The organism is Streptomyces sp. Qhu_M48 (genome assembly GCF_051305195.1).
Classification (GTDB): Bacteria; Actinomycetota; Actinomycetes; order Streptomycetales; family Streptomycetaceae; genus Streptomyces.
The window spans coordinates 145,263-167,063 of the sequence record NZ_CP195433.1; the positions used below are offsets into that span (position 1 = coordinate 145,263).

The window sequence follows — 21,801 nt, forward strand, 5'->3', positions numbered from 1 at the left end:
CTCCCCTTTCGGTGGGGTCTGTGACGGTCCTTCAGGTCGGCCAGCCGACCTGGCCGCCCTCGACCCTGAGTACGTCCGGGGTCTCGGCTTCGCAGAACCTCAGGAACCCGATCCTGACCGCGCCGTCCCCGGCCAGATGTGTGTCATGAGCCCTCGCCGCGAGCCAGCGGAGCAGCTCGCCGATTCGGTCGAACTCGTCCGGGTGGACCTCCTGACGGGACGTCAACGACCAGCCCCCGCGCGGCAGGTCCGCCCGGTCGGCCAGTGCCGAACAGAGCGCACCGCCCACCCGCGACGCCGCGCCCCGGCCGGCCAGCAGGGGACGGGGATCGTCCTCGATCACCGGGGTCCCGTCGTCGTCCACCACCACGACAGGGAACTCGGTGACGAGGGACAGGGGGCGCTCCGGTGGGGGTCCGATCCCAAGGTGCCAGCTCAGCTCGACCAGCTCCGTCTCGGAGATCTCGTCCCGCAGGTCGACAGCGATCGTCAGCTCATGGAGGTCACTCATCCGGTGAACCCTACGGCCCGGCACCGACCGTTCGACTGGTCGGTCGTTCCACTGGTCGACCGTTCCATGGGTCGACCGTTCCACTGGTCGGCTACCCGGGGATCGGAGACTGGGCGAACCGCTCTCAGGACGGCGTTCCGTAGCGAGTGACCATTGTGGCCGCCCGCCGGTGCAGGGAGTCGCGCAACCACTGCGGGGACAGGGCTTCCGCGTGCGGGCCGAGGTGCCACAGCGCCCACTCGGCGTGTCTCGCGTCCTGGAAGGTCACCTCCAGTCGCAGTCGGACACGCCCGTTGCTCTCGTCGGCCCCGTCGGTCTCGTTGGTCGCGTCGGTCTTCTCGGCCCCGTCGGTCTCGTCGGCCCCGTCTGTCTCCTCGGCGTCCTCGGTGTCCTCCGTCTCCTCGGTCAGGACGGCCAGTGCGGTGCCCACCAGGTCCGCCCGTCGCGCCGGGTCCATCCGTACCAGCACGGTGACTTGGTCGCCCCCGGTCCGGAACCGCCTGCTGCGTTCCTGCCAGGCCCGGTCCAGATCGACGCGCTCCGGGCGCTGTGCCGGTTCGGGGAGTTCCTCCGCGGCCAGGACACGGGACAGCCGGTACGTGCGGTCCGCGCCCGACCTCGTGGCCAACAGGTACCCCTGCTCCCGCACGGTGACAAGCCCGATCGGGTCCACCGTGCGCCACTTCGGGGCCTGGTCCACGGCCTCGTAGTGGATGCGCAGCTTGTGTCCGGCGAACACCGCGCGCCGGATCTCCGTCACCACGGCGTCCGGCACCTCCTCGGTGACCAGCCGGCGCGCGAGGACGTCGGTCTCCGGGTCGATGAGCAGTCGCTGCGTCGCGCCCGCCGCGGTGGCCCGGTAGCTCTCGGGCAGCGCGTCCACCACCTTGCGCATGGCCGAGGCGAGTGCCGGGCCGAGGCCGAACGTCTGGGCGCCGCGCCGCGATCCGGCGACCAGAAGAGCGAGCGCCTCGTCGTGGTTCAGTCCGGTGAGCTCGGTCCGAAAGCCGGGCAGCAGCTCGAAACCGCCGTGCCGACCGCGCTCGGCGTAGACCGGGACACCGGCCGCGGAGAGCGCGTCGATGTCACGCAGCACGGTGCGGGTGGACACTTCCAGCTCTTCGGCCAGCGTCGCCGCCGACAGTCGACCGTGCTGCCGCAGCAGCAGTACCAGCGAGACCAACCGATCGGCGCGCACCCGAAAACGCTACCTGAATACGTGACACTGGATGTCGTGTTTCGTTGGGAGGCTTCATTTCAGCACGAGACGGACCCATCGCTCACGAGAGGTGCTCCACATGGCACACGCCCTGGTCAATCCGGACGGTCTGCACGACCCGGTCCCGTTCGGCTACAGCCACACCGCCGCCGTTCCCGCGGGGACGGAGCTGGTGTTTGTCGCGGGGCAGTACGGATCGGGCCCGGACGGCGCGGTCGTCTCGGCCGACTTCGCCGAGCAGGTGAGGCAGGCGTTCCGCAACGTCGGCACCGCCCTCGCCGCCCATGGCCTCGACCTCAGCCACGTCGTCCAGCTCAGGACGTACGTGGTGAACCACGACGTCAGCAAGCTGGGGCCGATCGCCGGAGCCGTGGGGGAGGCCTGGGGTACGAAGCCGCCCACGCAGACCCTCATCGGTGTCGCGAGCCTGGCCGCGCCTGACGTGCTGTTCGAGGTCGAGGCGGTCGCTGCTCGGGCCTGAGCCGTCGGCGGCCCGGGGCGGCCGCTCGCACGGTGCGCGGGGTGCGCGGGGTGCGCGGGGTGCGCGGGGTGCGCGGGGTGCGCGGGGTGCGCGGGGTGCGCGGGGTGCGAGCGCGGCCGCGATGTGGCAGAACCTCGCCGCCGGCGACTTCGACCAGCAGTCCCGCGGTCGTACTGCGGTACGGGTCCTCGGATGAGGGCGGCGCCGGGCGGCCATGGGCGAGCACTCGTTTCCGGTGCCGGACGGGCGCGGGCGGTGTGGCGAGGACGCGGTGTCAGGGCTGGTCGATCCGCGCGGCGGCCTCCTCCAGATCGGCGACGGTCCCCGACATGATCGTCCGTACGTGCCTGGTGATGTGCTGCACGGGCCAGTCCCACCACGCCACGGCGATAAGTCGGGCGATGTCCGCGGCGTCGTAGCGGGTGCGGATGAGCCGGGCGGGGTTGCCGCCGACGATGCCGTAGTCGGGGACCTCGCCCGTGACCACGGCGCCGGCGGCGATGATCGCGCCGTGACCGATGCGTACACCGGGCATGACCGTGGCGCCGTGGCCGAACCACACGTCGTTGCCGACGACCGTGTCGCCCCGGCCGGGCAGGTCGGTGATCAGGTCGAAGTGCTCAGCCCAGGAGCCCCCCATGGTGGGGAACGGGAAGGTGGAAGGACCGTCCATGCGGTGGTTGGCGCCGTTCATGATGAACCGGGTGCCCGTCCCCAGCGCGCAGTACTTGCCGATGACAAGCCGCTCGGGACCGTAGTGGTACAGGACGTTGCGCGTCTCGAACGCGGTCGGGTCGTCCGGATCGTCGTAGTAGGTGAAGTCACCGACCTCGATCAGCGGCGACTTCACCAGCCGCTTGAGCAGGACCACGCGCGGGTGCTCGGGCATCGGGTGGAGCACGGTGGGGTCGGCGGGGACGGGCGGCATCGTGGAGGCGGTTCCTCTCCAGTGGACTTGAGCGACAACCGTCGCGTTAAGATGCTGGCACAGCCCTGTCGCCTTGATCAACCGGATACCGAGTGCCGAAGACAGACCCACTGGACACGACGTCGACGTCGGACCGCCGTCCGGGCGGTCGCACCGCCCGCGTCCGCGCCCAGGTTCTCGACGCGGTGCGCGCCGAACTCGCTGAAGGCGGTCACGAAGGGCTCACGATGGAGGGTGTCGCGACGCGGGCCGGAGTGCACCGCGCCACCGTCTACCGGCGTTGGCGCGATGTCGGCGGCCTGCTCGTCGACGTCATCGACGCCGCCGGCGAGACCGACTGGCAGCCGCCGGACACCGGCTCGCTGCGCGGCGATCTGACGGCCCTCAACCAGGAGATCCAGGAATCCCTGGTCGTACAGCCGTCGTTCGCCGTCGCCCTGATGGCCGCCTCGTTCCACTCCGAACAGGCCGCGCGGGCCCAGACGCGGTTGTGGACGGACCGGTACGCCCAGTGCGAGATCCTCGTCGAGCGAGCCATCGAGCGCGGCGGTGAACTCCCCGCGCAGCACACGGACGCGCGGAGCCTGCTGATCGCCGCCACGGCGCCGCTCTACCACCAGCTGGTGCTCCTGCGCGCCGATCCGGACCCGCAACTCCCGGAACGGGCCGCGGAGGCGGCAGTCCTGGCGGCCGCCGGGGGCGCCTTCTCCGTCCGTCGGTAGGAGAGCCGGGCCGGCCGGTCTCCGAGCACGCGTCCAGGGTTGCCGTCCAGGCGGGGGCCTTGCGTGAGGAACATCGGGCCGCGGCTACGGTCGGCGATCAGCCGGGCAGCAGTAGGACGGCGCCGGACCGCCAGTGGATCCACTCGGTCGCCCCGCCCACCCTGTCCTTCCGGCACTGCCCTGGCTGTACGAGAAGCTGACCGGGCGCCGCGGCGCTTCGGGTGTCCGGGGGGAGGCCTTCGGGGGCTGTGGGTTGCGTGGGTGTGGGCTGTGGACTGTGTGGGTGGGCTGCGACCCGCGCCTCGGGTTCGTGGGGTGGGGGAGTGGGTCTGTCGCAGCTGGTCGGGGGCGGGCGGGTGGTTCGTCCGGGGACGGATGGATCATCATGGGGGGATGCCTGAGAACCCATTCTCCGTAGTACCGACCGTAGTTCGTCTGCCTCGGTACACGAGGGCCGAGCAGGACGAGATCCTCGGCGCCGGCGACGACCCCTTCGGTGTCGCCTCGACCGGCTTGACCTGGCTGCCCAAGGAAGAGCACTTCGGTGTCAGAGACGGCGAACGGCTCGTGGCCCACGCCGGCCTCCTGCGGCTGCCCGTGGAGATCGGTGGCGCCGAGACGGAGGTGGTGGGTGTCGGCGGCGTGGCCGTCGCACCCGACATGCAAGGTCGGGGGCTGGCGCGGCTCGTCGTCGCGGCGGCGCTCGACCACGCGCGCACGCTGGGTCCTCAGCACGCGCTCCTGTTCTGCCGGCCTCCGCTCGTGCCGCTGTACCAGCGCCTCGGATGGCACCCGCTCGACCAGGACGTACTCGTCGAACAGCCCGAAGCCCGCTGGGTGACCATGCCCCTGCGGACCATGGTGACGCCCCTGCGCGACGACGCGCACTGGCCTTCGGAGCCCGTACGGCTCCTCTCACTCCCTATGTGAGTCGACCTCGCGCACCGCGGCGGCGACGGCCCGGAAGTCCTTGCGCAGGATCTTGGAGTGGTTGCTCGGGACCTTCGCGCTGACCCGGATGTTCGGGTTGCGGGCGAGTACCGGGTCGAGGTCGGCGCGGATCTTCTCCATCAGCACCGGGTCGCCGCCCAGGTTGCCGCCGGTGGCGAGCACGTACCGGGTCGGCACGGTCAGGCGGTCGAAGACCGGGTTGAGGGCGGCGGGCGCGCAGAGTTCGTTGATCTCGATGTTGATCTCGGCGTGCTGCGCGGCGCTCATGCGCGCGGCCATGCCGAGCGGGCGGGCGAGGGGGAACAGCGGGCTCAGCCGGCGGAACAGCTTGCGGACCTGTTCCCGGCCGGCGTCGTCGAGCCACTCGTGCGCCATGGCACCGTCGACGGAGACCACTCCCAGGGCGCGCTCCGGGTTCCGGGCGGCCCAGTGGACGGCGAGCATGGCGCCGTAGGACCAGCCCACCAGGATCGGCCGGTCCACGCCCCTGGCGGTCAGGACGGCGTCGAGGTCGCGCAGGCAGGCCTCGAACGAGTAGTCCGTGGCGCGCTCGGACCTGCCGCGGGCGCGCTCGTCGTAGGTGATGTGCCGGTAGTCGCCGCCGAGTTCGGCTATCGCGTGCCGCCAGTGGGACTGGTCGGCGTAGGAACCGTTGAGGTAGACGACGGGGCGGCCGGTACCGCCGGTGTCGGTCACGGCCAGCGCGGTGTCCTCGATGGGCACCATGCCGGTCCAGGCGGCGGGCTGCTTGCTGGTCGCGGCGGGCTGCTTCCCGGTCATGGTGGTTGCTCCTCGGGTGCGGGTCGGGTGCTGCGGGGTTGGTTGGGGCAGGGGTGGGGGGTGTGGGTCAGAGGCTGTGGGCGGTGATGTCGCCGTGGGCGGTGGTGGCGTGGATGGTGAGGGGGGCGTCGGCGCCTTCGGTGTTGTTGAGGGAGTTGTGGATTCGGCCGTGGGTGGTGGCGGCGTCGAGGGAGGCGGAGACTCCGCGGGCGGCGCCGATGGTGATGGTTCCGGCGAGGGTGTGGAGGGTGACGGTGCCGGTGCGGGCCTCGGTGATGTTGAGGTCGCCCTTGTGGGTGGTGAGGGTGGCGGGGCCGCCGAGGCGGCCGATGTGGATGTCGCCGGCCTGGAGGGTGAGGCGGGCGGCGGCGGTCTCGTCGAGCTTGACGGTGCTCTGGGCGGCTTCGTAGGTGACGTCGCCGAGGCGTCCGACGCCGCGGAGTTCGCCGCTGGCGGTCTTGGCCTGGACGTGGGAGCCGGCGGGGAGCTGGATGGTGATCTCGACGGTTCCGGAGGGGCCGAGGATGCGGTGGGTGGTGGGGGCGGCCTCGATGCGCAGGACGCCGTCGGTGTGGGTGACGGTGGTCTGTTCGGCGGCCTTGGTGTCGCGGGTGCTGGCGGCGTTGGCGGGGAGGACCTCGACGGTGGTGTCGGTGCGGTCGGAGGCGATGAGGCGGATGGTGCCGGCGGGGATGTCGAGGACGGTGGTGAGGGCGGTGGGGGTGGCGAACTTCTGCATGGTGTGTTCCTTCGTCGGGTGTGGCGCGGTGTTTCCGATGAAGGAAAAGCTACGTTGCGTTCGCGAGTCTGGCAACGTACTCGTTGCGCAGGAATGCCATAACCGCTGGTAGATGCGGGAAAGTTGTTGCAATGAGGCTGACGGGTAACGCAACGTCAGGGGTGTGTTCGTTGCAATGGAATGAGCGTGAACGCTCTGCGCCGCCGGTTCCGGCCGCAGCGGCGGTCACCTCACGTCACGCCTGGCGCGCCACGCGGTGGCGGAGGTACACGACCCCTGAGCCGAAGACGCGCGTCTCGACGAGTTCCAGATCCACCCGGCGCTCCTCACGGGCGAAGTACGGAACACCACCGCCGACCAGGACCGGGTAGACCATGACCTGGTACTCGTCGATCAGCCCCAGCCCGGCCGCCTCGGCGGCGAGCGTCGCGCCCCCGATCGCGATGTCGCCCTCGCCGGGCTCGGCCCGCAACCGCTCGATCTCCTCCGTCAGGCCGCCGGATGCCAGGCGGGCATGGCCCCGCACCTCCGACAGCGTGGACGAGAACACCACCTTGGGGAGCGGCTTCCACAGCGCGGTCCACTCCTGGCCGGCCTCGTCGAGCGAGGGGTCCTCGTCAGCGGTCTCCCAGTACAGCATCGTCTCGTACAGCCGTCGTCCCAGCAGGTGGACGCCGACCTGTCGGATCTCGTCGATCCAGAAGCGGAAGACGTCCTCGTCGGGCGCCGCCCAGTCGAACGCGCCGTCCGGCCCGACGATGTAGCCGTCGAGTGAGACGCTCATCGAATAGGTCACGCCGCGCATCGGAAGTCCTCCTCGGTGACGGACTCGACCGTACGACTGCCGGGCGTCAGGCTCGTCACGACCCGCCCGACCGGGGTGGGTCCGTCAGGCGGCGAAGCGGCCGCAGAGCCAGTTGCCCGGCTCGGTCGGGTCGTCGCTGATCCAGAACTGGCGCCACAGCAGCGCGAACTCCTCGCGGCTGAGGTGCCCGTCCCCGTTGAGGTCGAGCAGCTCGAAGATCCCGTCGAGCGGGACCGACCGGCCGGTCCAGGTCTCGACGAGCCGACGGTGTTCGGAGGGGGAGATCACCCCGTCACCGTTCTCGTCCACCGCCTCGAAGACGGTCTCGGCGGTGGCCGTGACGGTCGCGACCATCGCGGGCAGCTCGTCCACGAGCGCGAGCAGCTCGCCCATGTCCACCGCCCCGTCCCCGTTCGTGTCGCCCCGCTCCAGCAAGGCCGCCCACCACCCCATCAGCAGGGACTCCACCCGTGCCCGCAGCTCCGTGCCGGCCGCCACCCTCGGCAGCCGGTTCCAGCGCACGACGAGCGCGCGGAAGTCCGCCTCGCGCAGGAGTCCGTCCCCGTCCGCGTCGAACGCTGCGAACATCCCCTTGAGCTTCTGCTCCTGGAACCGACTGGCCACAGCAGCCTCCCTCACACCCCGGAACGAGCCCTGACGGCCTGTCACTCTAGGCCGCACCGCCCTCCGGCCCCCACCGGCACATGCGCCCGAACCGTCACCCGTACGGTCCAGTCCCGGGTCCCCGGTGGTTCCGGCCAGCTGCACCGGGCGCCCGTCGCGGCTGTCCCGGCGCCCGTGTCCGATGGCGTGGTCACGCCGAGCACCTTCGAGGCCGCCTTGTGGAGCGACCCGCACAAGGGCGCGGCCGAGGCGCGGCTGACCGAGATCGACGTGGTCCTGGCGGAGTTCAACCACACGCTGCGCCACCCGCGCCGCCGGGCGCGGCCCCGGCGCGGTCCGGTACCGGCCGCGCTGAAGCCGACCGACGGGAAGAATCCCGCTCCTTCACCGTGAAGGGTGATAGGCGCCGCACGGGCGCTACCTCGCGCACCGGTGGGGCGTTGGGGTGCGGTGACGCCTTTGCAGTGACGGTTCTGCAACCAGGACCTGCGGGATTCGGGACGTGGTCCGTGCCGGATCGGGCCTTGGCGTCACGCCGTGAAGGTGATCCAGCCGAGGGGAGTGGCGAACGTGTGGGCTGCAGGCCAGGAGGACGACGTCCGGCTCACGGACCGTCCCCGCGGGCGACCCGGACTGATCGGCCGGGACACCGAACTCGCGGCGCTGAGGGCGGCCCTCGCCGAACACCGGCTCGTCACCGTGACGGGCGCGGCCGGGGTCGGCAAGAGCGGCCTGGCCCTGGCGGCCGTGGCCCGTCCGCAGGACGGTCCCTGGCAGGCCATGGTCCGTGTCCGCTGGCACGACGGCGTTCCCGCCGGCCCCTGGGCCCTGGCGGCGCGCATCGCCCGGGCCCTGGACTCGGCGACCGGCGTGTACGGCCACTCCGGTACCCCGGATCTCGCCGCCGCGATGCGGTCCCTGACCGGCGGCGAGCTGCTCCTGCTCCTGGACGACGTCGATCCGGTGCACGGTGACTGCACCAGGCTGGTGCAGTCGCTCCTGATGAGTCTGCCGACCCTGCGGGTCCTGGTCACGGCGCGCCGCGCCCTGGGGCTCGGCAGCGAGCACGTCCTACGGCTCGCACCCCTGGCGACCGACACTCCGCCGGAAGGCCTCTCACCGGCGGCCGAGCTGCTCCAGGCCCTCGCGGTCGGGCGCGGGCGCACCGTGACGGCGGACCGGAGGGCGGTCGACCGGGTGTGCGCACTGGTGGAGGGTGTGCCCCTGGCGCTCGAACTGGCCGCGGCCCAGCTGGAGGACTCCACCCCGAGCCGGCTCGTCGCCCGGCTGGAGGGCGGACAGTGCTGGCTCGCGGACCCGGGTCCCCGCACCATCAGACGCCACCGGTCGGTCCGCGCGTCGCTCGGCTCCGTACACGCCCTGTGCGAACCCGCCGTACGCAAGGTCTGGCGGCGTCTCGGCGTGTTCGCGGGCACCTTCACCGAGCGGGCGGCGGCCTTCGTGTGCGAGAGCGCCGATCTCGCACACGACGACGTGCGTCCCGCGCTCGCCGAACTGACGTCGATCGGCGTGCTCGAACGGCAGGGGGAGGTCGGTGCCGTACGCGAGCCCCGCTACCGGTTGTCCCGGGCCGCCCGCGACTTCGGCACCGAACGCCTCGAAGCGGCGGGCGAGTCCGTCGCGGCGCGGGACCGGCACGCCCGCCACTGCCGGAGTGTGGCGGCGGTGGCCGAGACGTTGTGGAACACCGGACTGCAGCAGCAGGCCGTACAGCTCGTCCATGACGAACACGCCGACCTGACCGACCTCGTCCACCGCGCCGCCCGGCACCGCGACCACCCGGAGGCCGCGCTGGAGACGGTTCTCCACCTGTGGTTCTGGTGGGCCGCCCACAACCGTGCTGAGGAGGGCGCCGGCCGACTGCTCGCGCTGCTGCCCATCCTGCCCGCGGGCAGTCCCCTGGCCGCCCGTGGGCAGTGGCTCGCCGGGTGGCTCGCCGCGGGCCAGGACCCCGCCACGGCCCGCCGCCTCCTCGACCTCGCCTGGCCCGCGGCCGTCCTCGCCGGCGACGACGCCCTCGTCGGCCGGATCGCCCACGCGCACGGCACGCTCGCCTGGCGGCGGCAGGACCTCACCGCGGCCGCCGAGTACTACCGGCAGGCCGCGGACACCATCCCCGCCCACGCTCCCGGCGGCCCCGGCCCCATGGTCAGCCTCGCCGCTCTGGCCGTCGTCCAGACCCGGACCGCCCCCGCCCTGGCCGCCCGCACCGCACGCCGTGCCCTCGGTCAGCGGACCGGCGGCCACGACACCTGGGGCACGGCCCTCGCCCACTACGCCCGCGCCCTCGTCGACCACCGCACCGGACACACGGGCCGCGCCCGCCAACGGGCCCGCCGTGCCCTCACGTTCCTCGACGCGCGGCTCGACGCCCCCCAGGCGAACGCCGCCCTGCGCGGCCTGCTCGTCCACCTCGACCAGGACGCGCCGGGCCGCCGGGGGCGGCACGTGTGCCTGCCGTCCCCCCGCGCGCGGGTACGGGGGGAGGAGTGCGGTGCCCCGCGCGGGGAAGAAGGCGGTGCCCCGCGCGGGGAGGAGCGGGGGGAGGAGCGCGGGGAGGAGTGGGGGGCGCCACGGCGCGGCGCGCGGTGAGCGTGACGCGGGCCGCGGCGGGCCAGACCCCGACCCCCGGCCCCGACCCGGCGCCGGTGACCGCGATGGCCGGCCACGGCATGGGCACGCCGGGGCCGCTACGACTACGCTCTCCTCGGCCACCCCCGCCATCGACCGCCATCGACGGCCGTCGATAACCGTCGCCGGACGGCAGGCCGCGCCGGGCGTCGGCCGGGACCGCGGCCGGACCGTGCCGAACGCACCGAAGGCGATCGCGCCGCCGGCGAGCGTGCGGCGCGAGCCGTACGGGCAGCTCCCGGTGCCATGAAGGTCCGCGGCAGGGACGCCGCCACCACCAGCCGAGAGGAATCCCCTTCATGGACCGTCACTTCGATCTCGTCGTCATCGGATCCGGCTCCGGAAACTCGATCGTCGACGAGCGGTTCGCCGACCGGAGCGTCGCCATCGTCGAGAAAGGCGTCAGCCCGCTCGGCAGCTTCGGGGGCACCTGCCTCAACGTCGGCTGCATTCCGACCAAGATGTTCGTGCACACCGCCGACACCGCCCGCGCGCCGGAACACGGCGCGGAGCTGGGCGTCGACCTGGCTCTGCGCGGCGTCGACTGGCCCGCCGTGCGCGACCGTGTCTTCGGGCGCATCGACCCCATCGCGGCCGACGGCGAGCGCTACCGTGCGACCGGACGCGACAACGTCACCCTCTACCGCGGTACGGCCCGCTTCACCGGCGAGCGCAGGCTGACCGTGGAGACCGCGGACGGGCCCGTCACGATCACCGCCGACCAGGTCGTCGTGGCCGTCGGCAGCCGCCCGGTCGTCCCCGACGTCCCCGGCCTGGACGAGGAGCTCGGTCACCACACGAGCGACACCGTCATGCGCATGGAACGGCTTCCCCGGCGTATGGCCGTCCTGGGCTCGGGCTTCGTCGCCGCCGAGCTGGCCCACGTCTTCTCCTCCCTGGGCGTCGAGACCACCGTCGTCGCACGCGGCGGGGTCCTCCTGCGGCACGAGGACGCGGATGTCGCGGACCGTTTCACCGAGCTCGCGCGGCAGCGGTGGGACGTCCGGCTGAACCGCAAACTGGCGCGTGCCCGCAGGGAGGGGGACACCGTGGTCCTCGATCTCGAGGGGCCGGACGGCGCGGAGACGCTGGAGGTCGACGAGCTGCTGGTGGCCACCGGCCGCCGCCCCAACTCCGATCTCGTGGACGCGGCCGCGGGAGGGCTCGCGCTGCACCCGGACGGCCGGATCGTCGTGGACGCCCGGCAGGCGACCTCGGTGCCCGGCGTGTGGGCGCTCGGAGACGTCTCCTCACCGTGGCAGCTCAAGCACGTCGCCAACCACGAGGCCCGCACCGTCCAGCACAACCTGCTGCACCCGGACGCTCCCCGCGCCTCCGACCACCGTTACGTCCCGCACGCGGTGTTCTCCTCTCCCAAGATCGCCTCGGTGGGCCTGACGGAGCGGGAGGCGCGGGCCACCGGCCGTCCCTTCGTGACCGCGACGCGGGAGTACAGCGGCATGGCGTACGGCTGGGCCATGGAGGACACCACCAGCTTCGCGAAGCTCCTGGCGGACCCCGCCACCGGCGCACTGATCGGCGCGCACATCATCGGACCGGAGGCGCCGACGCTGATCCAACCCCTGGTGCAGGCCATGTCCTTCGGCCTGCCCGCGCGCGCGATGGCGACGGGCCAGTACTGGATCCACCCGGCGATGCCCGAGGTGATCGAGAACGCCCTGCTCGACCTCTCCCTCGACGACCCGGAGATCCCCGGATGACGGCCGGGCCCCGCGTGGTGTTCCGTCGGGACTCCACGGACGTGCCCCGCCCTGTTCCGGTGGGCCGGGGGCCCGGACGGCTGTGACGGGAGCGCGACGGCCCCCGCCCCGGAGGGGGCGGAGGCCGTCGTGAGTGGCTGCTCGGGACTCTAGAACAGCAGGTTGTACCGCTGCCAGCCGCCGCCGACCCGCACACGCGGGGCGTACGGCTTCGACGCGGAGCCGGTGCCCGCGTAATACCAGAGCACGCCCGTGGTGTCCCGGGCCACCAGGTCCGCCTTGCGGTCGGCGTTCAGGTCGCCCGTGGCGACCATGGAGTTGTACGTCTGCCAGCCGGTGCCGACCTGTGCCCGGGCGCCGAAGGGACGCGTCGACACGCCCGTACCCGCGTACAGCCACTGCTTGCCCGCGGCGTCGCGGGCGACCAGGTCGGCCTTGCCGTCGCCGGTCACGTCGGTGCCGCCGGCCATCGAGTTGTAGACGTGCCAGCCGCCGCCGACCCGCACGCGGGTGGAGAACGGCGCCGTCGCGGTGCCGGTGCCCGGGTACAGCCACAGCACGCCGGCGGTGTCCCGCGCGAGCAGGTCCGCCTTCCTGTCTCCGGTCAGGTCCGAGCCGCCGACGATCGAGCTGTAGATGTTCCAGCCGCCGCCGACGCGCAGGCGGGACTGGTAGACGCTGCCGTCACCGGAGTTCCGGTGGAACCAGAGCACGCCGCTCCTGTCCCGCGCGACCGCGCCGGGACCGGTGCTCTGCACGGTGACCGGGCCGAGCCGGGTCAGCGCCGAGTACAGGTTCCAGTCGAAGGTGCCGCCGACCGGGTCGGGCGAGTGGAGAGGCGAGGAGCCCTTGCCCGTGCCCCGGTAGTCCCACAGCCAGCCCTCCGCGTCGCGGCCCACCAGCCGGTGGCGCTCGATGACCGGGACGGAACTGCTGATCGCGAAGTCGGACGTCTTCTCCGGGTTGCCGGTGCCGAAGGTGAACACCTCGTACGTCGCGGTGTTCCGCACCCGCCACGCGGGAGTGGCCGACCCGGCCTTCAGCCCGTAGGTGATGGTGTAGTCACCGGGCTTCGTGATGTCGCAGCGGAAGTCCCTGACCTCACCGAGCGAGTGGTCGCACGTGGCGCCGGTGGCGCCGCCCGCGGTGATGCCGTCGGCCGTGACCTTCAGCTCGCCCTCGTCCCAGTCACGGAATCCGGGGGCCGCGTTCAGGTACATCGAGAGGTGGCCCTTGTCGACCGCGTGCAGCTTCACGGTGTGCTTCACCGAGCCGCCGGCGGCCAGCGTGGGCGTCGTCATCGTGAGGGTGTTCCGCGCGACGTGCGCCTTGGTCCTGACCGTGATCGTCGCGTGCGCGCGGCGCGTGCCGATGGGCTTGGAGGCAGCGGTCTGCGCCTCCTTGATGCCCGCGTCGATGCTGGCCCCGCGCGGCACGTAGACGAGGCCGTAGTAGGCCGTCAGGCCGTTCGCGGCGGTGCCCGTCGCCGAGATGTCCGGCCCCGGGTTGCCCCAGGACCTCAGATCACACAGGTAGACGCCCGCCTTGCCGGCCTTCGGCGCGCAGCCGTCCGCCCGGTCCACCTTCAGCCCGGCCGGCAGACCGCCGCCGGACCAGGTCGCGTCCGTGAGCGGCTTCCTGCTCAGCGCGTAGACGTACGTGCCGTCCGGCTCCCCGCTGTTCTGCCCGCCGGTGCTCGGCGGAGACAGCCAGGTCCAGCCTTCGCCGGGCATGAGGACCTTGTCCTCGACCGGAGAGAACTCGAAGGTCGGATCCCCCGCCGCGACGGCCGTTCCGGCGCCCACGGCCCCGCCGGTGACGAGCAGCGCGGCAGCCATGCCCGCGCCCAGAAACTTTCGCACAATATCCCCCACACATTCGAACAATCGGGCGGACGCTAACACGCCACCCGGCACCTGCCGCGCGCGGGCCCGCCCTGCCCCGCGCCATGAGGACGAGCGGCCACCCCCGTCGGACCACGTTCCGGCGGCCGTTCGGTGCCCGGGCGCCCGACAGCGGCTACCGGGGGAGGCCGCCGACTCCCGTCCGCATATCCCCTTGCGCAATGGTCAAGAACCGTTGACCATTACTCGCATGCCCACCGATGATCTTCCCGAGACGTTTCACGTCACCACCGACGAGCAGCTGCGCGCCGTCTCCAATCTCACCCGCCACCGGATCATGGCCGTGCTCCGCTTCGAGCCGGCGACGATCACGCAGATCGCCGAACGGGTGGGCCTCGCGAAGGGGAGTTCCAGCTATCACGTACGGCTGCTGGAGCGGGCCGGCCTGGTGAAGGTGGTGCGGACGCGGAAGGTCCGGGGCGTCACCGAGCGGTACTACGCCATGGCCGCCCGGGGGATCGCGCTGCCGGACCCGGGCGAGGGAGGGCCGGATGTGCTGATGCGGCATGCGGTGGCGGACCTGGAGGCGGCGCCGGCGGACTCCGAGCGGCACGTGCGGATGGCGCATCTGCGGCTCACCGAGGAGCGGTTCGCGGAGCTGGGGGCGCGGCTGGAGGCCCTGGCGGACGAGTACCGCGAGCTGTCCGATCCTTCGCTGCCGGACGCGTCACTCGTCTTCGCGCTGTTCCACCCGGCACCGCGCGGGAAGGCCGATGGGGGCGCCAAGTGACCTCAGACATAAGGAAGTTTCCGGCCGGGTTCGGACGGCTGTGGACCGCGCAGACGGTGTCCTCGTTCGGTGACGGGGTGTCCCATGCCGCGCTGCCGCTGATCGCGCTGACGCTGACGCGCGATCCGATGGCGCTCGCCGTCGTCACGGCCGCCGGGACGCTCCCGTGGCTGCTCTTCGGGGTCCTCGGCGGTGCGCTGGTGGACCGCTGGGACCGTCGGCGCACGATGTGGGTCACGGACGTCGCGCGTGCGGTGCTGCTCGCGATCCCGGTGGCGGCGGCCGCGCTCGACGTGCTGAGCATTCCGCTGCTCGCGGCCGTCGCCTTCCTGCTCGGCCTCGGCGGGCTCTTCTTCGACACGGCCGCCACGGCCTATCTGCCGGATCTGCTCGGCCGCGACCCCGCGCTCCTGGAGCGAGCCAACTCGCGCCTGCGCGGTGCCCAGACCGCCATGTCCGGCTTCGCCGGGCCGCCCGCGGGCAGTGTGCTGCTCGCGCTCGGGCGGGCGGTTCCGCTGCTCGCCGACGCGGTGTCGTTCCTGCTCTCCGCACTGCTCGTACGGTCGCTTCCCGCCCTGCCCCGGCCCGTGCCGGAGGACCGCGAGTCGCTGCTGCGGCAAGCGCGGGCCGGGGCCTCGTACGTCTTCCGGGACCGGCTGCTGCTCGGGCTCGCGCTCCGCCCGGCGGTCGGGAACGTCGCCTTCCTCGCCGTGGAGACCGCCCTGGCCCTCTTCGCGCACGACCGTCTCGGCATCGACACCTTCGGCTTCGGCCTGCTCCTCACGGCGGAGGCCACCGGCGGTCTGCTCGGTGCGGGCATCGCCTCGTACCTCGGCCGGAAGCTCGGCACCGGCACCGCCCTGACCTGCACGGCCGCCGTCGAGGGGCTCGCCATCCTGGGCCTGGCCGCCGCCCCGAACCCGTACGTGGCCGGGCTGGCGCTCGCCGTCTGCGGGGCCGGCATGGGCGCCACGATGGTGCTCGCGCCCTCCCTGCGACAGGCGATCGTCCCCGCCCACCTGATGGGCCGGGTCGCCTCCACCTCCCGCATGCTGGCCATGTGCGCCGCCCCCTTCGGGGCCTTCCTCGGCGGCTGGCTGGCCACCGCCTACGACATCCGCGCCCCGCTCTACGCCGCCGCCGGCCTCCTCCTGGCGATGACGGCCGTCACGGCGTCCATGACCGGCAACCGCCGGGTCGAAGCGGCGCTGCGTGCCGCCGCCCCGGCCGGCGGGGCCGATCACCCGGCATCCGAGGACCCCGCCCGGGAGGGTGCGCCCGAGCTGTTGTGACGTCTGCCGCGAAGGCGTCACGACACCCGGAACCGCGTCAGAACCTCTTTCCGAAGGTTCGCCTCGGGACGCTCCTTCACGATCACTAGTCTGTCGTCATGGGTGAGGGGGAGAACGCGGCCGTTGTCGAAACCGATGTCGAAGACCTGGGCTGGTCCCACACTCGTACGTGGGTGGAGCAGAGCCTTCGTCCCGGGGACCGGATTCGTGCCGTGGAAGCGCTGCGTGGGGGATGGACGTCACAGATGCGCCGTCTCGATGTCGAGGGGGAGGGCGAGCCGTACTCCCTCGTGCTCCGGTCGTTCGTCAAACCGTTCTACGTGAAGCACTCGCCGGGGTTGCTCACGCGGGAAGCGGACGTCCTCCGGCTGCTCGCGGACACGGCCGTGCCGGCCGCTCGTCTTCATCGTGTCGATGCGGCAGCCGAACACTGCGATCACCCGTCTCTGCTGATGTCGTTGCTGCCAGGGAACCTCAGGCTTGACGGAGAGGACATCGAGCGAAAGACCGAGCTTCTTGCCCGGCAGCTCGTGATGATTCACGGGTTGACCGTTCCGGAAGAATCCCAGCCACGCGCCTATCAGGCCTGGACCAGTCCGGAGCGGGTGCGACTTCCCGAGGCCCCGAGACAACCGGAGGTGTGGCAGCGTGCCGTGGACGTGATCCGCCGTCCGCCCCCGGCTCACCGGCCATGCTTCCTCCACCGTGACTTCCACCCCGGGAACGTGCTCTTCACCGGAGAAGGAGCCAGCCTGACGATCACCGGTGTCGTGGACTGGGTGGAGACGTCCTGGGGGCCCGCCGACCTGGACGTGGCCCACTGCTCCACGGCGCTTGCTCTGCTGCACGGAGTGCCCGTCGGCATGCAGGTGGCGGATCACTACGTCGCAGCCGGTGGAACACTCGGCGACGACCCGGCTCACCACCTGTACTGGCGCCTTCTGGATGCGCTGGCCTTCGCACCGGACGCGGAGAAGCTCGCCGAGCCCTGGCGCGAACTCGGGAGGGACGACCTGACGTCGTCTGTGCTGGCCCAGCGCTTGGAGGACTACCTCCAAGCACTCCTCAGCCGGTACGGCTGAGGACTCGTGCCGGCTGGTGCGGCAGGACTGCCGGAGAGCGTGCGGCAGGACTGCCGGAGAGCGGGAGTGCGCGGGTTGTGGTGAACGGCTGAGCATGACCAGGCGCGTCACCCGCAGGCGAACAGGTACTCAACTTGTCGTGCAACGACTCCGCTTGATCATCAGGCCCACGCGTTGAAGAGCGTTCCGCCCAGCGTGGTGATGCCGTAGGAGCGGATGTGGCGCCACTCACCCTTGGTGAGCTCTGATGTGTCCACGTCGGAGAGAGGGGTGGCAAGCTGCTCGCTGCTCAGGACCACGAAGCCTGCTTCAGCGAAGGCAGAGGCCCACGGCGGAGGGGGGAGAAACTCCTCCGCGTACCAGTTCCGGCGTTCCTGTGCGAAGGCGATCCAGGGGTGATGGGCGTGACACAGGACGACGCTCTCGCCCGTGCGATCGACGATCGACGCGGTGTGGAAGGTCCGGGGGTACTCCTGGCTCTCGATCTCGCCCACCTGGCCTTCGACGACTCGGGCAGCGGCGTACAAAGCGGTCCGGAACGGTCGCAGGTCGGTTTCCGGAAGGGGGCCGTCCATCGCTAGGAAGAAGCCTGTCGCACCCCGCGGCAGCGGGAAGTCCGTGTCTCCATCATCGACCATGCCGCTCATCCTGCCCGGTGCGAGACCCACGTGGTCGTCGTAGCGGTCGGTGCGGGTGCGGTCCCCGTCCAGCCGGAGCCAGCCCCGGGGGTCGGGGACCGAGGTGCGGACGAACCGCTCGGGCACGGGTGCGGACGAACCGCTCGGGCAGGGCCACGCCGCCGCGTCGCGTGAAGGAGGCCGTGGAGGGCGCCTCGGGGGAGAAGTTCACCCCTTCGCAAGCTCCTTCACCGCCCCCTCACACGAACCGGTGGGAGTCGGAGGGCCTCGGGGGCCCGGCGACCCGCCCGCAGGCGGCGACCCTGCCCGCGCGGGGGTTGACGGTCCCACCCTCGCACCCCCTCGACGGGCCCCGTCCGAGGCCCAGTTCCGGCCGGGACGGGGCCCTTCGGAGCGTCCGGCTAGGCAGAATAAAGCCTTCCTTTACTGATGCTTTAACTCAGGCATATCTGAGAAAGGTCCACTTCGGGCCGCCTTCGCAGCTCGAAGATCTTTAGCGCGACTGTGTCAGATCAAGTCAGAAGGTTCAGGTGGCCTGTTGCGGGCGATCGGTGGTCGGCTAGCGTGATCCGCGCACCATGAGAACAGGCGCTCGAAGAACAGGCGTCGGCGGCTTGACAAGCCGTCCGGTGTTTGTTCCGGGTGGCACGGATGTGGAACAGGATTCGGAATCTTCACGTGTTCACAGCACTCGGAATCAGTCAGTCCGATTTGTTTGTGACGCGCGTAGGTCGAGAGCCGTGCACCTCCGCCTGCGGGGGTTCCACGGCTCTTCCGGCACAGTCCGGCGAAGGATCTCTTTTCACGTCCGGCGACCCAGGAGAGTTCTCGGTCTCGGCTCGTAAGTCTTAATCGCCATAAACAGACGGGAGATACCGGTAATGGAGCACAAGATCGCCGGGTTCATGAACGCGCAGGACCTCGGTTCGCTGGAGCAGGGCTACCAGGACGACGCCGCCGGCCCGGTCCTGGCCACCCCGGCCGCCGTGGCCACCTGCTGGTACGTGGGCGGTGCCGTCGTCGGCGCCGGCGCCGTGGTCGGCGCTTACGTCACCGGCCGCGTCAACGGCTGACCCAGCCATCCCCCGCACGACCAACTCTCAGGAGGAAACCGGAATGAGCAGGATCGTGGACAGCGTCGTCGCCGTCACCCCGCCGAAGCTGTCGGACGAGGCGCACGGTGAGTTCGGCGCGATGATGCCCGTGCAGGCCACGCCGGCGCTGATCGCTTTCGGTGTGGGATTCGCCGGCGGCGCGGGTGCGGCGTGGGTCACCGTCCAGGCGTACGAGGCCGGGGCGAACGACTGAGTGCTCGCGTCTGACTGAGCACGGCACAGGAAGCCTGGTCGGCTTCCAGGGAACATCTTCCGGGAGCTGAGTCCGGAGGCGGAGAGACCTGCCGGGCCACGCTGGAATCGTGGCCCGGCAGGCACCCGATCCTACCGTTCGGTAGCCCCGCAGCCGATTCGACGCGGAGTAAAACTTCGGTATGAATGTGATAAAGCGGCTTTCCCGTTCGATTTTTTCCCCGGTTCCGATTTCAAGAACTCGCGCGATCGGCATATCGGAACGCCTCGCGGCTCTCTCCAGCCTTTCCTCGTCCCTTGAATACCTGCACCAACACCGGAACTTGAGGCCCGGCGGCCTCAACGACTGGGACATCATGAGGCAGACGCCGGAGAGCAAGAACCCGGCCATCCAGAAGATCACCGACGTGGTGAGCGGACGGCGCACCACGATGGCCCTGCACGCCTCGCGCGTCGCGTGCAGCCTGGCGATGCTCGCCCCGGGCAACAGCAGGTGGCGTGCCGCGGGCGACCTCTACCTCGGCCTCACGACCACCGTCCTCCAGGCCCGCCACCGTTACGGCACCGACGGCTCGGACCAGGTGGCCACCCAGGTCCAGGCCGTCACCGGCCTCGCGCGGCTGGCCGGCAGCACGGAGGTCAAGGACGCCCTGATGTGGTACTTGGCGATCCAGGCCAACATGTCGTACGCGCTGTCCGGTGTGGCGAAGCTGGCCGGGACGAAGTGGCGTGACGGCTCCGCCCTGCCCGGCGTCCTGCGGACCCGCACGTACGGCTTCGAGCGCGCCTACCGCCTGACGCAGCGCTACCCCCGCGCGGCCAAGGTCACGCAGCACGCGGTTCTCGCGATGGAATGCCTCTTCCCCGTCGTCTACCTGGCCGGCGGCCGGATGACCCGGCCGATGCTCGGCGCGGTCGGCAGCTTCCACGTGGCCAACGCCTTCGTGATGGGACTGGGCCGGTTCATGACGGCGTTCCCGGCGATGCACCCCATGGTCGCCTACACGTCCGCCCCCAAGTCGTTCCCGGTGGTCGCCGACCGCGACGACCGGATGGTCAAGACCGCGCTCGCCCTGCTGGCGGCCGGAGTCACCGTCGCGGGCGTCGTGGCGACGCAGCGCCGCGCCCACGCGGTGGCCGGATGGCCGAACTCCCGGACCGTCACCACCCGGTACGGCAACGAGCTGTCGTACGACGTCGGCGGCCAGGACATCCCCGACCGTCCCGTCCTCGTCTTCAACCACGGGCTCGCCTCCACCACCGAGCACTTCTCGTGGATCATCGAGCGGCTGGCGTTCGACATCGGCCAGCCCGTGCTCAGCTTCGCCCGCGCGGGCTACGGGCCCAGCCGGCGGCTGAGGGACGCCCCCTACTCCGTACAGGAGTCCGTGGACGACCTGGAGGACCTGATCCGCAAGGCCCTGCCGGACGACCGCAAGGTGGTGCTCGTCGGGCACTCCCTCGGCGCGGAGCTCAACCGCCGGGTGGCCCAGCAGCTCGGTGACCGGGTGGCCGGCGTCGTCTACCTGGACCCGACGCACCCGGCGCAGCTGGTGCGCTCGGAGCGCCAGCAGCGGGGCAGCGAGCTGTTCACCAAGTCGCTGGCCGAGCTGGCACGCTGGACGAAGCTGGGCACCGGGGCCCTGATGTCCCGTCCCCGCTGGGTGGACCACCTGCCGTACGCCTACCGGGACAAGGCCTTCGCGCTGTACGCCGACTCCCGGCTCTGGACGGCGGCCGCCCGCGAATGGGAGTCGGTCCGTGCCGAGCTGGAGGCCTTCGAGGGCGAGCTGGCCCCCGTGCCGGCCCCGGGCCTCGTCGTCGCCGCGCAGGTCACGGTCGACATGGACCCGGACCAGCTGCTGATGTACCACGACATCGTCCGCTCCCACCAGGAGACCGGCAGCCACGGCGACGTCACGGTCGTCGAGCGGGGCGGCCACGACACGATCCTGACCGACGCGCGGCACGCGCGGACGGTGGCCGACCTGATCGTGGGCTTCGTGGAGGAGCACTGCTCGACGCCGGCCGCCCCCGCCGCCGGTGAGCCCGCCGGGAGCCTCCCGGAGAACGTGGAGGAGTCGAAGTGAAGCCCGCCGCATTCCTCAAGGACGCCTTCACGGGACCGGGCGCCGTCACCCGCCTGGTGGGAGCCGGGGTGCTCCTGACGACGATGGCGGCGCAGCACCCGCATCCGGCGTTCGAGCGCGCGCGGGAGAAGGACCTGTTCTCCCTCGTGCCGAACTGGAAGTTCTTCGCGCCGAATCCCGCCACGCACGACTACCACTACCTGTACCGCACCCTCGACGAGAATCGTCAGACCTCGCCCTGGGTGGAGCTGGACCTGATCGAGAACCGCCGGATGATCCAGGCGTTCTGGTTCTCGTCCCGGCGGACGGAGAAAGCCGTCTTCGACGTCTGCAGCGCGATCATCAAGAACATCGCGAAGGGTGAGGACCCGACGGGTTCTCCGTCGTTCCGGGTCCTGTCGGAATTCATCAGGAAGCAGATCAGGGACGCCCAGGACGTTTCCGTCGCACGCGGGTTCCAGTTCTCCGTGGTGCGCGCCAGCGGTCACGACGACAGCGAGGATCCCGAGGTTCTCTACGTCTCCACCTACCAGCCGATGGTGGCCGCCCCGCCCGGATTCCTGAAGGCCGCCTGAGGGCTGGGCTTTCCGCGCGGCGGTATCACTCACACAGGAACGGAGAATCC

The 21,801-nt window shown here is 71.4% G+C and carries 22 protein-coding genes; 13 read left to right on the plus strand and 9 right to left on the minus strand.

The window, feature by feature from the left end:
• Positions 1-31 precede the first annotated feature (31 nt).
• The gene (locus ACRRSS_RS37030) at positions 32-511 is read right to left on the minus strand and encodes a hypothetical protein (protein WP_435975624.1); all 480 of its coding nucleotides are present in this window, start codon (positions 509-511) and stop codon (positions 32-34) included.
• A 124-nt stretch (positions 512-635) separates the two neighbouring features.
• Positions 636-1,709 (minus strand): helix-turn-helix transcriptional regulator, encoded by a 1,074-nt coding sequence (locus ACRRSS_RS37035; RefSeq protein WP_435975625.1) that lies wholly within the window; start codon positions 1,707-1,709, stop codon positions 636-638.
• A 100-nt stretch (positions 1,710-1,809) separates the two neighbouring features.
• Here ACRRSS_RS37035 and ACRRSS_RS37040 point away from each other — a divergent pair, with 100 nt between their 5' ends.
• Positions 1,810-2,211 carry a RidA family protein gene (locus ACRRSS_RS37040; RefSeq protein WP_435975626.1) on the plus strand — a complete coding sequence of 134 codons (402 nt, stop codon included), beginning with the start codon at positions 1,810-1,812 and terminating at the stop codon, positions 2,209-2,211.
• A gap of 274 nt (positions 2,212-2,485) precedes the next feature.
• Here ACRRSS_RS37040 and ACRRSS_RS37045 read toward each other — a convergent pair whose 3' ends face one another.
• Positions 2,486-3,139 (minus strand): CatB-related O-acetyltransferase, encoded by a 654-nt coding sequence (locus tag ACRRSS_RS37045; protein ID WP_435975627.1) that lies wholly within the window; start codon positions 3,137-3,139, stop codon positions 2,486-2,488.
• A gap of 92 nt (positions 3,140-3,231) precedes the next feature.
• Here ACRRSS_RS37045 and ACRRSS_RS37050 point away from each other — a divergent pair, with 92 nt between their 5' ends.
• Positions 3,232-3,861, plus strand: coding sequence for a TetR/AcrR family transcriptional regulator (locus ACRRSS_RS37050; protein WP_435975628.1), 630 nt, complete (start codon positions 3,232-3,234; stop codon positions 3,859-3,861).
• Positions 3,862-4,254: 393 nt separating this feature from the next.
• Positions 4,255-4,791: a GNAT family N-acetyltransferase gene (locus ACRRSS_RS37055; RefSeq protein ID WP_435975629.1), complete on the plus strand. Its 537-nt coding sequence runs from the start codon at positions 4,255-4,257 to the stop codon at positions 4,789-4,791.
• Here ACRRSS_RS37055 and ACRRSS_RS37060 read toward each other — a convergent pair.
• The 4 genes from ACRRSS_RS37060 to ACRRSS_RS37075 form a co-directional block, all read right to left on the minus strand.
• On the minus strand, positions 4,777-5,592 hold the full coding sequence (locus ACRRSS_RS37060; RefSeq protein ID WP_435975630.1) for an alpha/beta fold hydrolase: 816 nt from the start codon (positions 5,590-5,592) through the stop codon (positions 4,777-4,779). The genes ACRRSS_RS37055 and ACRRSS_RS37060 overlap by 15 nt on opposite strands.
• Positions 5,593-5,659: 67 nt before the next feature.
• Positions 5,660-6,331, minus strand: a complete 672-nt coding sequence (locus ACRRSS_RS37065; protein ID WP_435975631.1) for a DUF4097 family beta strand repeat-containing protein — start codon at positions 6,329-6,331, stop codon at positions 5,660-5,662.
• A gap of 235 nt (positions 6,332-6,566) precedes the next feature.
• Complete coding sequence (locus tag ACRRSS_RS37070) at positions 6,567-7,136, minus strand: dihydrofolate reductase family protein (protein WP_435975632.1); 570 nt, start codon at positions 7,134-7,136, stop codon at positions 6,567-6,569.
• An 84-nt stretch (positions 7,137-7,220) separates the two neighbouring features.
• Complete coding sequence (locus ACRRSS_RS37075) at positions 7,221-7,760, minus strand: EF-hand domain-containing protein (protein ID WP_435975633.1); 540 nt, start codon at positions 7,758-7,760, stop codon at positions 7,221-7,223.
• A gap of 174 nt (positions 7,761-7,934) precedes the next feature.
• Between ACRRSS_RS37075 and ACRRSS_RS37080 the strand changes: the two genes are divergently transcribed.
• The 3 genes from ACRRSS_RS37080 to ACRRSS_RS37090 all read left to right on the plus strand — a co-directional run bounded on the left by ACRRSS_RS37080 (position 7,935) and on the right by ACRRSS_RS37090 (position 12,133).
• Complete coding sequence (locus ACRRSS_RS37080) at positions 7,935-8,153, plus strand: hypothetical protein (protein ID WP_435975634.1); 219 nt, start codon at positions 7,935-7,937, stop codon at positions 8,151-8,153.
• Positions 8,154-8,303: 150 nt separating this feature from the next.
• Positions 8,304-10,373, plus strand: a complete 2,070-nt coding sequence (locus ACRRSS_RS37085; protein ID WP_435975635.1) for an ATP-binding protein — start codon at positions 8,304-8,306, stop codon at positions 10,371-10,373.
• Positions 10,374-10,711: 338 nt separating this feature from the next.
• Positions 10,712-12,133 (plus strand): mycothione reductase, encoded by a 1,422-nt coding sequence (locus tag ACRRSS_RS37090; protein WP_435975636.1) that lies wholly within the window; start codon positions 10,712-10,714, stop codon positions 12,131-12,133.
• A gap of 149 nt (positions 12,134-12,282) precedes the next feature.
• Here the strand turns inward: ACRRSS_RS37090 and ACRRSS_RS37095 are convergent, their stop codons facing one another.
• Positions 12,283-13,995, minus strand: coding sequence for an FG-GAP repeat domain-containing protein (locus ACRRSS_RS37095; RefSeq protein ID WP_435975637.1), 1,713 nt, complete (start codon positions 13,993-13,995; stop codon positions 12,283-12,285).
• A gap of 232 nt (positions 13,996-14,227) precedes the next feature.
• Here ACRRSS_RS37095 and ACRRSS_RS37100 point away from each other — a divergent pair, with 232 nt between their 5' ends.
• From ACRRSS_RS37100 to ACRRSS_RS37110, 3 genes are all read left to right on the plus strand, one after another.
• The gene (locus ACRRSS_RS37100; RefSeq protein WP_435975638.1) at positions 14,228-14,767 is read left to right on the plus strand and encodes an ArsR/SmtB family transcription factor; all 540 of its coding nucleotides are present in this window, start codon (positions 14,228-14,230) and stop codon (positions 14,765-14,767) included.
• On the plus strand, positions 14,764-16,059 hold the full coding sequence (locus tag ACRRSS_RS37105; protein ID WP_435975639.1) for an MFS transporter: 1,296 nt from the start codon (positions 14,764-14,766) through the stop codon (positions 16,057-16,059). Before ACRRSS_RS37100 ends, ACRRSS_RS37105 begins: the two co-directional genes overlap by 4 nt.
• Before the next feature lie 98 nt (positions 16,060-16,157).
• The gene (locus tag ACRRSS_RS37110) at positions 16,158-17,141 is read left to right on the plus strand and encodes a phosphotransferase family protein (protein WP_435975640.1); all 984 of its coding nucleotides are present in this window, start codon (positions 16,158-16,160) and stop codon (positions 17,139-17,141) included.
• A 161-nt stretch (positions 17,142-17,302) separates the two neighbouring features.
• On the opposite strand, the gene ACRRSS_RS37115 is transcribed toward ACRRSS_RS37110, so the two are convergent.
• Complete coding sequence (locus tag ACRRSS_RS37115) at positions 17,303-17,905, minus strand: hypothetical protein (protein ID WP_435975641.1); 603 nt, start codon at positions 17,903-17,905, stop codon at positions 17,303-17,305.
• Positions 17,906-18,660: 755 nt separating this feature from the next.
• Between ACRRSS_RS37115 and ACRRSS_RS37120 the strand changes: the two genes are divergently transcribed.
• The 4 genes from ACRRSS_RS37120 (at position 18,661) to ACRRSS_RS37135 (ending at position 21,751) form a co-directional block, all read left to right on the plus strand.
• On the plus strand, positions 18,661-18,852 hold the full coding sequence (locus tag ACRRSS_RS37120; protein ID WP_351906710.1) for a hypothetical protein: 192 nt from the start codon (positions 18,661-18,663) through the stop codon (positions 18,850-18,852).
• Between the two features lie 43 nt (positions 18,853-18,895).
• Positions 18,896-19,087: a hypothetical protein gene (locus ACRRSS_RS37125; protein WP_435975642.1), complete on the plus strand. Its 192-nt coding sequence runs from the start codon at positions 18,896-18,898 to the stop codon at positions 19,085-19,087.
• Positions 19,088-19,442: 355 nt separating this feature from the next.
• On the plus strand, positions 19,443-21,176 hold the full coding sequence (locus ACRRSS_RS37130; protein ID WP_435975643.1) for an alpha/beta fold hydrolase: 1,734 nt from the start codon (positions 19,443-19,445) through the stop codon (positions 21,174-21,176).
• Positions 21,173-21,751: a hypothetical protein gene (locus ACRRSS_RS37135; RefSeq protein WP_435975644.1), complete on the plus strand. Its 579-nt coding sequence runs from the start codon at positions 21,173-21,175 to the stop codon at positions 21,749-21,751. The genes ACRRSS_RS37130 and ACRRSS_RS37135 overlap by 4 nt, the downstream gene beginning before the upstream one ends.
• Positions 21,752-21,801 lie beyond the last annotated feature (50 nt).

Bases quoted from the DNA above. Each gene is read 5' to 3' on its own strand.
- ACRRSS_RS37030 (WP_435975624.1), bottom strand. From the start codon at position 511: ATGAGTGACCTCCATGAGCTGACGATCGCTGTCGACCTGCGGGACGAG.
- ACRRSS_RS37040 (WP_435975626.1), top strand. From the start codon at position 1,810: ATGGCACACGCCCTGGTCAATCCGGACGGTCTGCACGACCCGGTCCCG.
- ACRRSS_RS37045 (WP_435975627.1), bottom strand. From the start codon at position 3,139: ATGCCGCCCGTCCCCGCCGACCCCACCGTGCTCCACCCGATGCCCGAG.
- ACRRSS_RS37055 (WP_435975629.1), top strand. From the start codon at position 4,255: ATGCCTGAGAACCCATTCTCCGTAGTACCGACCGTAGTTCGTCTGCCT.
- ACRRSS_RS37060 (WP_435975630.1), bottom strand. From the start codon at position 5,592: ATGACCGGGAAGCAGCCCGCCGCGACCAGCAAGCAGCCCGCCGCCTGG.
- ACRRSS_RS37065 (WP_435975631.1), bottom strand. From the start codon at position 6,331: ATGCAGAAGTTCGCCACCCCCACCGCCCTCACCACCGTCCTCGACATC.
- ACRRSS_RS37070 (WP_435975632.1), bottom strand. From the start codon at position 7,136: ATGCGCGGCGTGACCTATTCGATGAGCGTCTCACTCGACGGCTACATC.
- ACRRSS_RS37090 (WP_435975636.1), top strand. From the start codon at position 10,712: ATGGACCGTCACTTCGATCTCGTCGTCATCGGATCCGGCTCCGGAAAC.
- ACRRSS_RS37100 (WP_435975638.1), top strand. From the start codon at position 14,228: ATGCCCACCGATGATCTTCCCGAGACGTTTCACGTCACCACCGACGAG.
- ACRRSS_RS37110 (WP_435975640.1), top strand. From the start codon at position 16,158: ATGGGTGAGGGGGAGAACGCGGCCGTTGTCGAAACCGATGTCGAAGAC.
- ACRRSS_RS37120 (WP_351906710.1), top strand. From the start codon at position 18,661: ATGGAGCACAAGATCGCCGGGTTCATGAACGCGCAGGACCTCGGTTCG.
- ACRRSS_RS37125 (WP_435975642.1), top strand. From the start codon at position 18,896: ATGAGCAGGATCGTGGACAGCGTCGTCGCCGTCACCCCGCCGAAGCTG.
- ACRRSS_RS37130 (WP_435975643.1), top strand. From the start codon at position 19,443: ATGAGGCAGACGCCGGAGAGCAAGAACCCGGCCATCCAGAAGATCACC.